Source organism: Micromonospora globispora, assembly GCF_003857015.1.
Taxonomy (GTDB): Bacteria; Actinomycetota; Actinomycetes; order Mycobacteriales; family Micromonosporaceae; genus Micromonospora; species Micromonospora globispora.
Genome location: NZ_QGGF01000285.1, coordinates 37,711 through 52,623 on the forward strand (window position 1 = coordinate 37,711; position 14,913 = coordinate 52,623).

Genomic DNA, 14,913 nt, shown 5'->3' on the forward strand with positions numbered 1-14,913 from the left:
TTGACCAGCGCGCCGTAGACGCCGGTCAGCTCCGCCTTCGGGATCCGGGTGTTGCTGCGGTTCAGGTGCACAGCCTCGCGGCACTCACTTCCGTCCGGGCTCCCGGTGTGACTCGATGGCCTCGATGATCCGCGGACGGAGTTCGGCTGCCCGGATGACAGCATCAACCGAGCCGACCTCGACAGCGCGCTGGATGTTGTGCACCCGGTCGAACTCCGTAGCCACCTCGCCGAGCTTCTCCGCGCGGACCGACGAGCGGAGCTCGTCGAGTTCTGCGGTCAGCGCGGCACGGTCGGCACCGGAGGCGGCCGCCACGCGGGCCTCCAGCTCCCGCACCCGCGGGTCGGCAGCGGTGCGGGCGTTGACGTCGCCGGAGAACACCACCGCGGCGGCGGGAGCGCCGCCGAGCACCGAGGCGAACGAGCCTTCCAGCGCCAGCACGGTCATGTTCGGGTTGAGCGCCTTCGAGAACACCACGAACGCACCGCCGTGGTAGCGCGAGATCACGCAGAACACGATGGGCCCGCGGAAGTTCACGATCGCGCGGCCGATCTCGGCGCCGTACTCCAGCTGCAGCTTTCGCATCGACTCGGGCGAGCCGTCGAAGCCCGACAGGTTCGCCAGCACCACCAGTGGCCGGTTGCCGCTGGCCGCGTTGATCGCCCGCGCGGCCTTCTTCGACGACCGCGGGAACAGGGTGCCCGCGGTGTAGGTGTCCGGGCCGTCGGTGGGCGGGAAGCCACGCCGCGGCACCGCCCGCGACTCGATGCCGAGCAGGCACACCGGGATGCCGCCGAGGTGTACGTCCTGCACCACCGCGGTCTCCGCGTCGGCCATGCCGGCCCAGCGTTCCAGCACCGGGTGGTCCTGGTCGGAGAGCGCCCGCATCACGGTCCGGATGTCGAACGGCTTCTTGCGGTCCGGGTTGGCCGCGGCGGAGAAGATCTCACCGACGGTGGTGAAGTCGCTGCCGGCCACCGCGTGCGGGAAGGCGGAGATGTCCCGGTCGACCGGGTCGGTGGTGGTCGCCCGCCGCGGTGCATCCTCGCCGGGCGCGACGTACGTGTGATCGTAGTGCGCCATCAGCACGTCCCGCGCGGCGGTCAGGTTCGGCGCCCAGTACTGCGCCTGCCCGTTCGGGCCCATCACCCGGTCGTAGCCGCCGATGCCGAAGTTGTCCTCGGCGGACACGCCACCGGAGAAGTCGAGCGACTGCTTGCCGGTGAGCACCATCGCCGAGTCCGGCGTCATCACCAGGATGCCCTTGGTGTGCATGAGCATCGTCGCCTCGGCGTTCCAGTACGGCTGCGCGCCGACGTTGATGCCCGCGACCACGATGTTGATCTCACCGCCGTCCTGGGTGAACTCCACGATCCGCTTGAGCGCCGCGGCCACCCAGTCCATGTTCTCCGTGCCCGACGTCATGGAGATCCGGGCGCCGGCGGACAGCGCGTACCACTCCAGCGGCACCCGCATCCGCTGCGCCAGGTCCAGCGCGGCGATCACGCGGCGGCACTCCGGCTCCGACAGGGCACCCAACGACTTCGTGGGGTCCCCGAGCAGCACGACCCGGGTGACGCCCTGCGGGTGCCGCGGGGTCGGCGTGGTGACCACGCCGGCGACGATCGCCGCGGAGTTGCGCCCCTTCGGCCGGTCGACCGGCACCAGCGCGTGGTCGTCGTCGAGGTCGTGCTCGACGAACTCGCCGAGCAGGCCGGTCAGCTCGTACGGGTACACGGTGTTGCGGCTGCTCGCGCGCAGCACTTTCAGTCGGTAGTCGTCGAGCGGCTCGACCGGGTCGACCGGCGGCTCGCCGATGGTCAGCTCGGCGCCGCCGGTGGCGTCGAACGAGATCCGTACTGCGATCTTGGTCAGCTCGCCGGTCGTGCGATCGCGCTGGCGCGCGATGAACAGGATCTCCTCCAGGCCGGCGCCCGCGGTCGTCGGGCGCACGCGCCCGGCGATCATCTCCATCTCCTCGCGGGTGAGGCCGCTCGGCGGCCAGACGTAGATCACGATCCGGTTGGTGTTGAAGCGCGTCTTCGACGGTCGGCGCGACTGCGCGCGGCGGATCGAGTCGAGGCAGGCGGCGACGGTGTCCTCGGTCGTCGGCAGGGCGACCAGCCGGCCGTCGTGCTCGCGCAGCCCGGCCAGGTCGCGCACCTGTGCGAACGCGACCAGGCGCTCGTCGGACCGGTTCTCCCGCGCCACGCACTGGAAGAGGTAGACCTCCTCGTCCGCGGACGGCAGCCGGGTCAGGTCGAACTTGTGCAGCCGCTCCAGCTGCATCCGCTGCGCGATGTACGGGTGCAGACCGCGGATCAACCGTTCCTCGGTCATTCCCGCCTCCGACGGGCGGAAGGTGAAGTGGTGGTGCATCACCGCTCCGCCGCGACCCGCGACGGTGGTGGTGACTCTGCGGACCTGGTGCGGCAGCCGGTGCGCGTTGATGACCTCGAGCAGCGCGGCCGCCATCGCGTCGAAGTCCTCCGGCTGGTTCTCCCAGGCAAGGTAGATGTCGGCGTCGATGGCCTTTTCGCCGCCGGCCAGCTCGGCGAGCCCGCGCAGTGCGCCACCCAGCGCGTCGAAGCTCACCGCGGCGGAGACCACGCTCGAGTCCGCGCGCCCGGCGACCACGAACGTGCAGCCGGCGGCCTCGCGGGTGCGGACGCTGGTGAGCGCCTTGTTGCCGTAGTACCGCCGGGTCAGCACCTCCAGCATGACCGCGTTGTCGAGGTGGTCGCGGACGAGCCGCTGGCCGAGCAGCCGAACCAGCGGCTCGGTGCTGCGTACCATCTCCGCGATGCGCGCGGCGCGGTCCGGCGCGGAGGGGTGCGCGTCCAGGTGGCGCAGGTGCTCGCGGACCTCGGCGTAGACGCGGGCGCGGTTGCGGCGCAGCAGCGGCTGGGCGAACCAGGCGAACACCACGCCACGGGCGAGGTCGGCTACCACGGGGAAGCGGACCTGCGTCGCGGCCACCAGCCGCTCCAGCGCGAGGCCGGCGGGTTCGCGCAGCGCCTCGTCCGGCGGCGGCTCCCGCAGCCACGAGCGCAGCAGCGTCGCGACGACCGTGGCATCCGCGGCCGCGCGTTGCTGGGCGAGGAAGATCCGGAACACGGCGGCCTCGAGCTCGGGGGAGCGCTCCAGGTCGGTGACACCGTAGTGCCCGAGCGCCTTGGCGAGCTTGGCCTGGAACGAACTCGGCAGTCCGGCCCGCTCGACGTCGAGGCTCTGCAGGTAGGTGTGGAAGTACTCGCGGGCGCTGTGCACGTGGATGTCGCCGCCGCCGTCCTCGCCCGTGGGCCGGTTGCGGCTCAGCTCGGCGAGGTCGGCGAACACGTTGACGAGTTCGAGCTCCTCGGCCAGCGGCCGGTGGCCGTCCTCGGTGGCCGCTCGCCGTGCGGCGAGGTAGCCGTCGAGCACCCGACGGTCGTCGTGCGGGTCGACGTCGAAACCGAGCAGCAGGCCGCGCAGGTCCTCCTGGCCGCGCCGGGCGCGTTTCCGCGCCGGGATCTCCCCGGGTGCCGCGGGCAGGTCCAGCTCGACGGACCCGGCGGACGGGTCGTCCGCCGCCTCGTCGGCCCCGTCGGCGAGCGGCTCCAGCCGCAGCAGCGGCGCGCCGGCCTCCACCTGGCTGCCAACCGAGACGGCGCATTCCTTCAGCCGCGCCTTGAACGGCGCCCGCAGCACCGTCTCCATCTTCATGGCTTCCAGCACCAGCACCGGCGCGCCCGCCTCGACCTCGGCGCCGAGCTGCAGCGGCGTGGCGACGACCAGGGCGGGCATGGGAGAGCGGAGGACACCGCCCTCGTCGCGGCTGACCCGGTGCGTCACGCCGTCCACCTCGACCAGGTGGATCGGCCCGTGCGTCCCGGTCAGCAGGCGGTACCGGACCCCGTCGACGACGATCTGCCCGGTGTGCCGGTCGAACCGGTCGAGCTCGACGTCAGCGGTGTGGACACCCCCGCCCGCCTCGATGCCGACGCGGAACCGGTGCGCGCCGACCCGCGCCACGCGCAGGCGGTAGCCCACGCCACGCAGCTTGAGGTCCAGCGGTCGGCCGCTCTTGTGCTGTACCTGCGGCCGGCCGCCGAACGCCGTCGACAGCAGCCGCTGCCGCTCGACGCGTTCCTCCTCCTCGTACCCCTCGATGGCGGCGGCCGCCAGCGCGACGGCGGAGTGCCGGTGCGCGACGAGCCTGCCCTCGCCGCGGACCCGGTCGATCCAGCCGGTGTCCGCGCTGGCGTCGATCACCTCTGGCTGGTCGAGCAGATCGAGCACGAAGCTCTTGTTCGTCGCGCCGCCCTCGATGATCACCGTGGTGTTCGCCATCGCCCGGCGCAACCTGCCGAGCGCCTCGTCGCGGTCCCGACCGTAGGCGATGATCTTCGCGATCATCGAGTCGAAGTCGGCGGGGATGGTGTCACCCTCGCTGACGCCGGTGTCCACCCGGATGCCCGGCCCGGCGGGCAGGTCCAGCCGCGCGATACGGCCCGGGGAGGGCGCGAAGTCGCGGTCGGGGTCCTCGGCGTTCAGCCGGGCCTCGATGGCGTGCCCGCGCTCCACCGGCGGCTCGCCTTCGAGCCGCCCGCCCGAGGCCACGTGCAGCTGCGCCTTGACCAGGTCGAACCCGGTGGTCGACTCGGTGATCGGGTGCTCGACCTGCAGGCGGGTGTTGACCTCGAGGAACGCGAACAGCCGGTCGCCAGGGTGGTAGAGGAACTCAACGGTCGCCGCGCCGCGATAACCGACCGCGACGGCAAGCCGTTCGGCCGATGCCTTGAGCTCGGCGACCTGCGCCGGGCTGAGCACCGGCGACGCCGACTCCTCGATGACCTTCTGATTGCGCCGCTGCACCGAACAGTCGCGGACACCGAGCGCCCACGCGGTGCCCTGGCCGTCGGCGATCACCTGAACCTCGACGTGCCGGGCGCCGGTGACCAGGCGCTCCAGGAACACGACGCCGCTGCCGAACGCCCGCGCCGCCTCCTGGCTGGTGCGCTCGTACGCGTCGACGAGCTCGGCCTCGCTGGTGATCACGCGGATGCCGCGCCCGCCGCCGCCCGCGGTCGCCTTCAGCATCAACGGGTAGCCGACCTCGGCCGCTGCCGTCACGGCGGCGTCCAGGGTCTCGACCGCACCGCGGCTCCACGGCGCGACCGGCACCCCGACCTCCTCGGCGATCAGCTTCGCGCCGATCTTGTCACCGAGCTGCCGCATGGCCTTCGCGCTCGGCCCGATGAACGTGACCCCGACCTTCTCGCACAACTCCGCGAACGCCGGGTCCTCCGCGACGAAGCCCCAACCGACCCACGCGGCGTCGGCGCCGGTCTCCACCAGCGCGCGCTCCAGCGCCGTCAGGTCGAGGTACGGGCGCGCGGAGGCGGGACCGAGGTCGTAGGCGATGTCCGCCTCACGCACGAACGTGGCGGTGCGGTCGACGTCGGTGAACAGGGCGACGGTCTCAATCCGGGACCCGGTCTCCGCAGCCAGCTCGCGGACCGCGTGGATTAGGCGCATCGCGGCCTCACCACGGTTGACGATGGCAATACGGCTGAACACTTGACCGACCCCTCCGGCAGACCCACGATGTACGCGCCGCGAGACCTCGGCCTCCGGCAGTGATCACCCTCCCGCCTGCCGGCTGTGAACGCTATGTCGTAACCACCGACCCTTCGCGGCGCGATTTGTAGGAACCCAACAAAACTTTTTGGCTTCCCCGCCCCTGTTGGGGGCACTCGTTGCCGGCTTCACCTGCGACCAAACAGCGGGGCTCGTTCGTCGGTCAGCTGGAATTGAGCCGCCTCAGCACCCATTCGCTCGCTGGTGTCCCGAGGCCCGTCGGGTCATCCGCTTCTGCGGCCGACCGAGTCCGGCTGGGGGTGGGTCAGGCCCGGGGGATCAGCACGCTCAGACAGGTGACGCAGCCCTCGAGCTTCTCGTACTCACTGATGTCGACGACGACCGGCGTGAAGCCCAGGTCCGCCACGAGCGCCGCGGTGCGCGGCGCCGACGCGGCCAGCAGCACGAGGTCGTCCCCGAGCGGTACGACGTGGCAGCCGGCCTCCTCGTCGACCGTGCGCACCGGTTGCCTGAGCGCGGTCGTGTCGAGCAGTTCCGGCAGCGCGAGGAGGGTGCCGTCGGGCAGCGCGGTCACGGCCGACTTGAGATGCAGCACCTCACGCAACGCGACCGGGATCACCGGGCGCCCGCGGGTCGCCAGGTGGTTACGCAGCTGGGTCACGCCCTCACCGTTGGTGCGGCCCCCTCGGCCCACGTACACGGTGCCGTCGACCTGCAGCACGTCGCCGCCGTCCAGCGTCCCGGGAGCCTCAATGCGCACGACCTCCAGCCCGGCCTCGCGTACCACCTTCTCCGTGCCGGGGATCTCCGGGCGGCGCTGCGGCGCGCCCGGCCGGGTGATCACCGCCAGGCCCTCGCAGACCACGACGGTGTCCTCGACGAACACCGAGTCGGGGCAGTGATCGGCGGGGGCCACCTCGCGCACCTGCCAGCCGGCTTCGGTGAGCGCGGCCCGGTACGCCTCGTGCTGACGCCGAGCCAGCGCGAGGTCCACATCGCTGCGCTCGATGTGGGTGACCAGCCCCTCGGCCAGCCGGCCGCTGGGTCGTCGGACCAGGGCAATGCCTCGCGTCATGCCACCAGTCTGCATGCGCCGGTCAGCCAAGCTCAAGCAGGGCAGGCAGCAGCGCGCCCCGCGCCCGGCCGAGGAATGCGGACTGCCGCTCGTCGCCGACCTGCACGAGGGCGACGTGCGTGGCGGCTCGATCAGCCACGCGCGAGCCGAGCCGCGAGGCGCTGAACGAGCCTCGGTTTCAGGCTCGAGCCCCGGTGAGGAGCTGCTTGTGGTCGCTCCACAGCCATTGGAGGTACCGCTGCAGCTCCTCGAGAGTGGCGACCCAGTCCTTGGCCATGTACGTGAGGATGCGTTCCGCTTCCCCGGGGAGCAGGTCGTAGGCAGTCGCCTGCGTCTCGGGGGCGGGGGTGTCGGGAGAGACCGGCACAGGGTCCGGGATGAGGGGGACGCGGATGCCGCTGCGGCTGAGCGCCTTGAGGACCGTGAGGTAGACGCGGGGCAGGTGGTAGGGGGAGACGACGAGGGCGAGACTTGTGATGCCGAGGGCCTCGACCTGGTTGGCGATCCACGCGCCTTGTAAGCCGGTGTTGGGTGCCGGCTCGGTCTGTAGGTGAACCCCGTCGAGTCGGCGGAGGCCGAGCCTGCGTACATAGGGGAGCGTGATCTGGTGGTACGTCTCCTCGGCCGGGTTCCCATTTGCCACTAGTAAGTAGCTGATATCCGGGTTGGTCTCCCAGCGGCGAATGGCATGGGTGAGACGCCACTCCTCGCCCTGACCGGTCGGTACGACGAGGGCGTCGACGTGTTCGGCGGCCGACTGAGGCAGGGCCAGGATCGCCATGAAGGCCTTCATCACGTGCATCAGTTGGACAGCTGTGTAGCCGGCGAGGTCCTCTGCGTGCACGACTCGAGGAAGCGACCTGTTCAGACGCGCGGGACGCACCCCTCTTACCTCCTGCTCCGGTCCTGCTTTGAGGTCCATTAGCTGACGTTCCGTATGCCCGGCCCAGCGGCTGGTCGATCCAGCGCCGGGTCGAGAGGCACGGTGCCTGGGACCGAGGGGTCAGCTCGTCGACGGGTGAAGCTCGTCGACTGCCCGGCCCATGCGGGTGACGGCGTCGGTGAGGATCGCGGGCGAGGTGGCGAAGTTGAGCCGTACGAAGCCTGCCCCGCCGGTGCCGAAGACGTGCCCGGAGCTCAGGGCGACCCGCGCGCGGTCGAGGAACATCTGCGCGGGCCCGGCGATTTCGCTGGCCACGCCGGGTTCGCCGTCCGGCTGTTCGGTGGGGATGCCCAGCGCCGTGCAGTCCAGCCAGGCGAGGTAGGTGCCCTCGGGGCGGTGGTACGCGACGGCCGGGAGGTGCTTCGTCAGCAGCGTCTCCAGCAGCGTGCGGTTGGCGTCGAGGCCGTCGAGGAGGAGGTCGAGCCACTGCCCACCGGCGCGGAACGCGGCCGTGTGCGCGATGACGCCCAGGTGGCTGGGCCCGTGGCCGACCTCTTCCGGCATCCGGTCGAGGTCGGCGGCGGCCTGCGGCCCGGCGACCGCGAGCGCCGCCTTGAGGCCGGCGAGGTTCCACGCCTTCGAGGCGGAGGTCAGGGCGAACCCATTCTCGGCGCCGACCACCGTGAGGTACGGGGTGAAGTGCGTGCCGGGGAGCACCAGCGGGGCGTGGATCTCGTCGGAGATCACCCGCAGGCCGTGCCGGCGGGCCAGTTCGGCGACTGCCTCGAGCTCGTCGCGGCGGTGGACGACGCCGGTCGGGTTGTGCGGGTTGCACAGCAGGAACGCCGGCCGGCGGCCGCAGGCCCGGGCCCGGCGGAAGGCCTCGTCGAGCGCGGCGGGGTCCATCCGCAGATCGGGTCCGAGTGGGGCCTCGATCACCTGCCGGCCGGCGTGGCTGACGAAGGCGTAGAAGGGCGGGTACACGGGGGAGCAGACCACCACCGCGTCTCCGGGGTCGGTCACGAGCCGCAGTACCTCGACGATGCCCATCATCACGTCGGGTACGACCGTGGCGTGGTCGACCCGGAAGCTGTGCCAGCCCCAGCGTCGGGCGGCGAAGTCACCGAGCGCCTCGGCGTACGCCCTCCCGTACGCGTAACCGGTGTCACCGAGGTCGATCGCGCGGCGGAGCGCATCGGCCACCGGAGGAGCGAGGGGTACGTCCATCTCCGCGACCCAGAGGGGGAGCACGTCGGACGAGTGCATGCGCCACTTCACGCTGGTGCGCTGCCGGAGTTCGTCCAGCGTGAGCAGGGTGAGGGGATTCTCGGCCGCGGAGCCGCCGGCGGCGGGAGAAGGGGCTGCCATGGCGCCCACCCTAGGCCGTGCAGCGACGTCACGTCCGGCACAGACGAGCGCGAATCCTGCGCCGCAGGGGACAGCGGGGCGGCGAGACTGCCGCACTCGCGCCGGTATGGGGCCCAGATGCCGGCAGCCGGTTCCCAGGTGCTCCTGGTCGAGAGGTTTGCAAATCGGTACTACGCCGCCCGGGGGTGCCCGCTTCACCTGGGCCGGCACTATAGCGTCGGAGCGATGCGTACTCCTTCCGGCCCGGGTGCCCTGACCACGGCCGAACGCGCGATCGATGCCCGCTTCCGCGCGTTTCTGGCATGGCTGCCCCACCACGGACCGGTCGGCTGGCTGATCGAGTTGGCCGTCTTCGGGCTCAAACAGGCTTGGGCATGCGTATTCGGTGGGGCGATGCTGGTGGTCATCTTCGCGGCGCATCTCTGGTACCCGAAAGACGCGGCATTGGCTCGCAACGACTTTCTGACTCTCGCCGCGGTCGCCATCCAGATCGCGATGGTGGCCGGACGCCTGGAGACCCTGCGCGAACTGCGCGTCGTCGTCTTGTTCCACCTCGTCGGCACGGCGATGGAGCTGTTCAAGACCCACGTCGGCTCGTGGACCTACGCACCCGATGGCCTGTTGCGGCTCGGTGCGGTGCCCCTCTTCAGCGGCTTCATGTATGCCGCGGTCGGCTCCTACATGGTCCGGGTGAACCGGCTGTTCGACCTGCGTTTCGTGCGCTACCCACGGCGCTGGGCGACGGCCGCCGTGGCCGTCGCAATCTATGCCAACTTCTTCACCAACCACTACATCCTCGACATCCGATGGCTGCTCATCGCCGTCGTTGCGCTCGTGTTCGGGCGCTGTGTCATGCAGTTCCGCATATTCCGGCTCCGTTGGCGCATGCCGCTCCTGCTGGCCTTCTTCCTCGTCGCCCTCTTCATCTGGCTCGCGGAGAACATCGCCACCTGGTCGCATGTTTGGCTCTACCCCAGCCAGCTGGGCGGATGGCACCCAGTTTCGCCGGCCAAGCTCGCGTCGTGGTTCCTCCTAATGATCATCTCGGTGGTGATGGTCACCTGGATCTCCCCGCCGCAGCCGCCAGACGACCGACTGTCGGCCGCAGCGGTGGACGCGGACGTGGCTGACCTTCCCCGGTCTCCCGGGCGGCGCTCGGCGAAAGCGGGAATTTGACGTGGTGCATGCTGGCGGACCGATCGCGCAGCCTCACCGCATGTGTAGGGGAAGGGTGACTGATGCCCCTCCGAGCAGGGGGCGGGTCCGAACGGGCCCGCCGGTTACGAGAAGGAGCAGATGATGACGACCCGTCCCCGGTTCCACCTCGCGATTCCGGTTGACGACCTGGCGCGGGCCCGCGCCTTCTACGGCGGCGTACTGGGGCTCGACGAGGGGCGATCGGCCGATGCCTGGGTCGACTGGAACTTCTACGGCCACCAGGTGGTGACCCACGTCGTACCGGCGGCGCGGCAGGCCGACGCGGGCCGCAACCCCGTCGACGGGCACGACGTACCGGTGCCGCACTTCGGGCTCATCCTGTCGATCGAGGACTTCCACACCTTGGCGGACCGGATCCGCGCCGCCGGTGCCGAGTTCGTGATCGAGCCGTACCTGCGGTTCGCCGGCGAGCCGGGAGAGCAGTGGACGATGTTCTTCCGCGATCCGGCCGGCAATGCCATGGAGTTCAAGGCGTTCCGGGACGAGTCGCAGATCTTCGCGAAGTAGCGGCAGGCCTGCGGAGACGCCGACCGCGGCAGGAGCGTGGCGGGCGGGCACCGAAGGGAGGTATGCCAGCAGGCGCACGGCGGCCTGATGTCCCTGGCCTCCTCGGTGGTCAGGAGGAGGCGCAGAGTCGGATCAACGCAACGTTGTTGACTCCGCTGGCGGCGCAGGAACACGCTGAGTGTGTAGCCCCGAGCGGCCAGTGCCACCGAGCGAGGTCGGGGTTCCGCCGTTCGTGACGGCGAAGGCGTGTGTCATCGCGACCGGGGGGAGGGACAGTGAAGTCGTCAGATGGAAAGGTACGGGCTCGATTCTGGATCGAGTCGGCGTTGGCGGCGCTCACCGGCGCACTGGTCGTACTGACGCTGTTCTGGCACGACTGGCTGGAGGCGCTGGGTTTCGATCCCGACAACCACAGCGGGGCGGCCGAGTGGCTGATCGTCGGGGCGCTGTTCGTGCCGTTCGTCGCGTTCGCCGTGTCCGCCCGGCTTGAGTGGCGCCGGCATCTGCTCGCGGAGTAGTCGACGGGCCGTTTCCAGCTCAACTCGGTGAACCGTCAACCGCCCGCTTGCTGAAGCAGTCGCCGCCCGACCACCAGCCGCCGCGGTTCGTTCTTTCCGTCCCGGATCCGCTCGACGCGCAGTCAACGATGCACGCGCCCGTATCCAGGTTGTCACCCAGCACGAAGGAGGCGCTCGTGGCGACGATCGAGGACGTCAGTCCCACCCGGTCCAACATGTCGTTCGGGCCGTCGTTCCAGTTCACGTCCGGGCGGATGCTCTCGGTCGACAGCTCGGACGACGGGCAGCTCGTCTTCGCCGGGTCCTTCTCCAGCGGCCTCTGGGTCTCAGAGGACGGCGGCGAGTCGTGGTCGCAGATCGAGCGACCACAGCCTGGCGCGGGTCAGTTCGGCGTGCCTGGCGCGATGGGCGGCTACTGCGTGCCGTCGGTCGCCGTCGGACCGGATTCTGCCCGCTGGTTCGTCGAGCGGAACCCCCGCTTTCTGGCGGACATCACCGGCGACCATCGCGCGGACATCGTAGGTTTCGGCGATACCGGCGTATGGACGGCGCTGAGCAGGTCCGACGGCACGTTCCAACCGCCGCGACTGGTATTGCCGGACTTCGGGGCGCAGGCGGGTGGTTGGCGGGTCGACAGACACCCGCGGTTCCTGGCCGATGTGACCGGCGACGGTCGGGCGGACATCGTGGGGTTCGGTGACGCCGGGGTGTATGTGGCGTTGAGCAATGGCGATGGCACGTTTCAGCCGCCGCGGTTCGTCCTCGCGGACTTCGGATACGACCAGGGTTGGCGGGTGGAGAAGCATCCGCGGTTCCTGGCTGACGTGACCGGTGAGGGTCGGGCGGACATCGTGGGTTTCGGTGACGCCGGGGTGTACGTGGCGCGCAGCAACGGCGACGGCACGTTCGCGTTCACCCCGGTGCCCGTGATCGCTGACTTCGGCTTCGAGGCCGGCGGTTGGCGGGTGGAGAAGCATCCGCGGTTCCTGGCCGATGTGACCGGTGAGGGTCGGGCGGACATCGTGGGGTTCGGCGACGCCGGGGTCTATGTGGCGCGTAGCAGGGGCAATGGTTCGTTCTCGTTCACTCCGGAACCCGTGATCGCGGACTTCGGTTTCGAGGCCGGCGGTTGGCGGGTGGAGAAGCATCCGCGGTTCCTGGCCGATGTGACCGGTGAGGGTCGGGCGGACATCGTGGGCTTCGGCGACGCCGGGGTCTATGTGGCGCGTAGCAGGGGCAACGGTTCGTTCTCGTTCACTCCGGAACCCGTGATCGCCGACTTCGGTTTCGAGGCCGGCGGTTGGCGGGTGGAGAAGCATCCGCGGTTCCTGGCCGACATCACCGGTGACGGTCGCGCGGACATCGTGGGCTTCGGCGACGCCGGGGTCTACGTGGCGCGCAGCAACGCCAACGGCTCGTTCTCGTTCACTCCGGAACCCGTGATCGCCGACTTCGGCTTCCAGGCCGGCCGCTGGCGGGTCGAGAAACACCCACGACTCCTCGCCGACATCACCGGTGACGGTCGCGCCGACATCATCGGGTTCGGCGACGCCGGCGTCTACGTCGCCGTCGCCAGCCGAGGTCCGTTCGAGGCGCCGCGTTTCGTCCTGCCGAACTTCGGATTCGAGGTGACCGTCCTCGCAGTGATGCAGAGTGACCGCGAATCGCAGGACGCCGGCGTGTGGCGTTCCAGTGACCGCGGGGCGACGTGGGCTGCGGTGCACGCGTTTCCCCGCGATGCGTCCGCCGCGCGCCTGCCCGGGGCGGGCCAGCTGGTGTGGGCGCCGGGGACAGCCAACCTGGTGTACGCGGCAGGCGGTAGCTCGCTGGCCATCAGCACGGACGCCGGCGCAACGTTCGTGGACGTCATGCCCACGCCACAAGGCGGTTTCCAACCGGTCAATCACGTAGCGGTCGCCACCACGCCGGCGGGGAGTGCTCAGCCTCGGGTCGTCTATGCACTGGCAAGCGGCAAGATATTCGTCTCATTCGACGCCGGTATGACGTGGGCCGAGGATCGCGGTGGGATCCCGGGCATGATCGGCGGAGCGGTGGGCCTGGCCAATTCGCAGAACGACCGGGTCATGGTCGTCTCACCGCGATCGCCACTCGAAGTGTTCGCCACGGGCAACGCCAACCTGGTTCCGCCCCAACTTTGGCGCGGCGACTACTCACAGTTCGAGCAGACGAACGAATCTCAGTGGCAACCGGTACCGCTGCCGAACCTGGGCGGGCAGGACAGCGGAAACGTGTTCGTCGCCGCCACGCAGCCGGGCCGCGGCAACGCCCTGTTCTACGGGCCGCAACGCCCGAAGGCGTTCGTGGGGCCGCTCGATCCGGCGTCCGCCTCGGATTGGCACGAACTTGACGAGGGTCACCATGTGCACGTGGACCTCCACGGCATCTTTCTCTCCCCGGACTTCGCGGCCACGTTCGAGGACGGGGTCTACGTGCCGACCGCAGGCACCGTCTGGATGGCGAGTGACGGTGGCATATCCCGCAGCACCGACGGCGGCAGGAACTTCCACGCCGCCGGCAGCATCACCACGCTCTCCGTGGTGAACATGGCCGGAGTGGCGCTGCCGGGAGCGGGTCCGGTCATCTCGCTGAACACCGGCGACAACGACGGCTTCGCCTCGCCCGACGGTGGGCGGACGTGGCGCCCGCAGAACTACGGCGGAGGCGACAACGACTGCTCCTGGGCGGACCCGCTACGGCCGACGTCGATGCTCGTGTTCACGCCGCGCTGGGACACGAACGGCGATTTCGTGGGCGGCGGTCTGGGACAGACGCTTGCCCTGTACGAGGCCGCTCCCGGCAACCTGCCGGACATCAGCAGCTCGGCGGACCGGCAGATGATTCCCGGCCCCGCACTACGCCGCGGCAGCACCATCTGGAACGCGAGCAGCGGCTTTGGCATCCGCGGGTTCCGTCCGATCGTGCTCAACATGCCCGGCGACGACCCGGGACAGTCCGGGGACTGTGTCTTCATCCGCTTCTTCGGCAACTTCAGCTCCCCGCAGACCGGAACGCTGCCCAACAACCTGGCCGTGCTCCTGCGCGCCCGAAACATCCGCGACGTCAAGGAGCGCACCGACTGGGATACCCCGGGACGGTGGCGGGTCGAGAAGCATCCCCGCCTGCTCGCCGATCTCACCGCTGACCGGCGCGGGGATATCGTGGGTTTCGGCGATGCCGGGGTGTGGACGGCGGTGAGCACCTCCGGTGGCTCGTTCGCGGATCCCCATTTCGTGTTGGCGGACTTCGGATACGACCAGGGCTGGCGGGTGGAGAAGCATCCGCGGTTGCTGGCCGATGTCACCGGTAGCGGCCGCGCGGACATCGTGGGCTTCGGTGACGCCGGTGTCTACCTGGCGCGCAGCAACGGCGACGGCAGCTTCGCGTTCACCCCGGTGCCGGTGATCGCCGACTTCGGCTTCGAGGCCGGTGGTTGGCGGGTGGAGAAACACCCACGACTTCTCGCTGACATCACCGGTGACGGTCGCGCGGACGTCGTCGGGTTCGGCGATGCCGGGGTGTACGTGGCGCGTAGCAACGGCGACGGTACGTTCGCGTTCACCCCGGTGCCGGTGATCGCTGACTTCGGTTTCGAGGCGGGCGGTTGGCGGGTCGACAGACACCCGCGGTTCCTGGCCGATGTGACCGGCGACGGTCGGGCGGACATCGTGGGGTTCGGTGACGCCGGGGTGTATGTGGCGTTGAGCAATGGCGATGGCACGTTCCAGCCGCCGCGGTTCGTC

At 70.2% G+C, this 14,913-nt stretch carries 9 protein-coding genes; 4 read left to right on the forward strand and 5 right to left on the reverse strand.

Features of this window, described 5'->3' with window-relative positions; genetic code table 11:
• Positions 1–84 precede the first annotated feature (84 nt).
• The 4 genes from DKL51_RS13715 to DKL51_RS13730 all read right to left on the reverse strand — a co-directional run bounded on the left by DKL51_RS13715 (position 85) and on the right by DKL51_RS13730 (position 8,909).
• Positions 85–5,562: an ATP-binding protein gene (locus DKL51_RS13715; RefSeq protein ID WP_124812119.1), complete on the reverse strand. Its 5,478-nt coding sequence runs from the start codon at positions 5,560–5,562 to the stop codon at positions 85–87.
• Between the two features lie 325 nt (positions 5,563–5,887).
• The gene (gene ddaH / locus DKL51_RS13720) at positions 5,888–6,658 is read right to left on the reverse strand and encodes a dimethylargininase (protein ID WP_124812120.1); all 771 of its coding nucleotides are present in this window, start codon (positions 6,656–6,658) and stop codon (positions 5,888–5,890) included.
• Between the two features lie 178 nt (positions 6,659–6,836).
• Entirely contained in the window at positions 6,837–7,502 is a 666-nt protein-coding gene (locus tag DKL51_RS13725) for a hypothetical protein (protein WP_438819660.1), read from the reverse strand.
• A gap of 159 nt (positions 7,503–7,661) precedes the next feature.
• A complete protein-coding gene (locus tag DKL51_RS13730; RefSeq protein ID WP_124812121.1) occupies positions 7,662–8,909 on the reverse strand; it encodes a MalY/PatB family protein in 1,248 nt (415 codons plus the stop codon).
• Positions 8,910–9,134: 225 nt separating this feature from the next.
• On the opposite strand from DKL51_RS13730, the gene DKL51_RS13735 reads away from it, so the two are divergent.
• The 3 genes from DKL51_RS13735 to DKL51_RS13745 all read left to right on the forward strand — a co-directional run bounded on the left by DKL51_RS13735 (position 9,135) and on the right by DKL51_RS13745 (position 11,152).
• On the forward strand, positions 9,135–10,085 hold the full coding sequence (locus DKL51_RS13735; RefSeq protein ID WP_124812122.1) for a DUF817 domain-containing protein: 951 nt from the start codon (positions 9,135–9,137) through the stop codon (positions 10,083–10,085).
• Between the two features lie 123 nt (positions 10,086–10,208).
• Complete coding sequence (locus DKL51_RS13740) at positions 10,209–10,634, forward strand: VOC family protein (RefSeq protein WP_124812123.1); 426 nt, start codon at positions 10,209–10,211, stop codon at positions 10,632–10,634.
• 275 nt (positions 10,635–10,909) lie between these two features.
• Positions 10,910–11,152, forward strand: coding sequence for an ABC transporter permease (locus DKL51_RS13745; RefSeq protein WP_124812124.1), 243 nt, complete (start codon positions 10,910–10,912; stop codon positions 11,150–11,152).
• A gap of 19 nt (positions 11,153–11,171) precedes the next feature.
• Here the strand turns inward: DKL51_RS13745 and DKL51_RS34910 are convergent, their stop codons facing one another.
• Entirely contained in the window at positions 11,172–11,396 is a 225-nt protein-coding gene (locus tag DKL51_RS34910) for a hypothetical protein (RefSeq protein WP_185734794.1), read from the reverse strand.
• Between DKL51_RS34910 and DKL51_RS13750 the strand changes: the two genes are divergently transcribed.
• Positions 11,368–14,913 (forward strand): FG-GAP-like repeat-containing protein (locus DKL51_RS13750; RefSeq protein WP_260428478.1); only part of this gene is annotated, 3,546 nt, incomplete at its 3' end. The two genes, DKL51_RS34910 and DKL51_RS13750, sit on opposite strands and share 29 nt — an antisense overlap.

What these genes read in the sequence shown, in the direction of transcription:
- ddaH (WP_124812120.1), bottom strand. Translation starts at nt 6,658, where the DNA reads ATGACGCGAGGCATTGCCCTGGTCCGACGACCCAGCGGCCGGCTGGCC.
- DKL51_RS13730 (WP_124812121.1), bottom strand. Translation starts at nt 8,909, where the DNA reads ATGGCAGCCCCTTCTCCCGCCGCCGGCGGCTCCGCGGCCGAGAATCCC.
- DKL51_RS13735 (WP_124812122.1), top strand. Translation starts at nt 9,135, where the DNA reads ATGCGTACTCCTTCCGGCCCGGGTGCCCTGACCACGGCCGAACGCGCG.
- DKL51_RS13740 (WP_124812123.1), top strand. Translation starts at nt 10,209, where the DNA reads ATGACGACCCGTCCCCGGTTCCACCTCGCGATTCCGGTTGACGACCTG.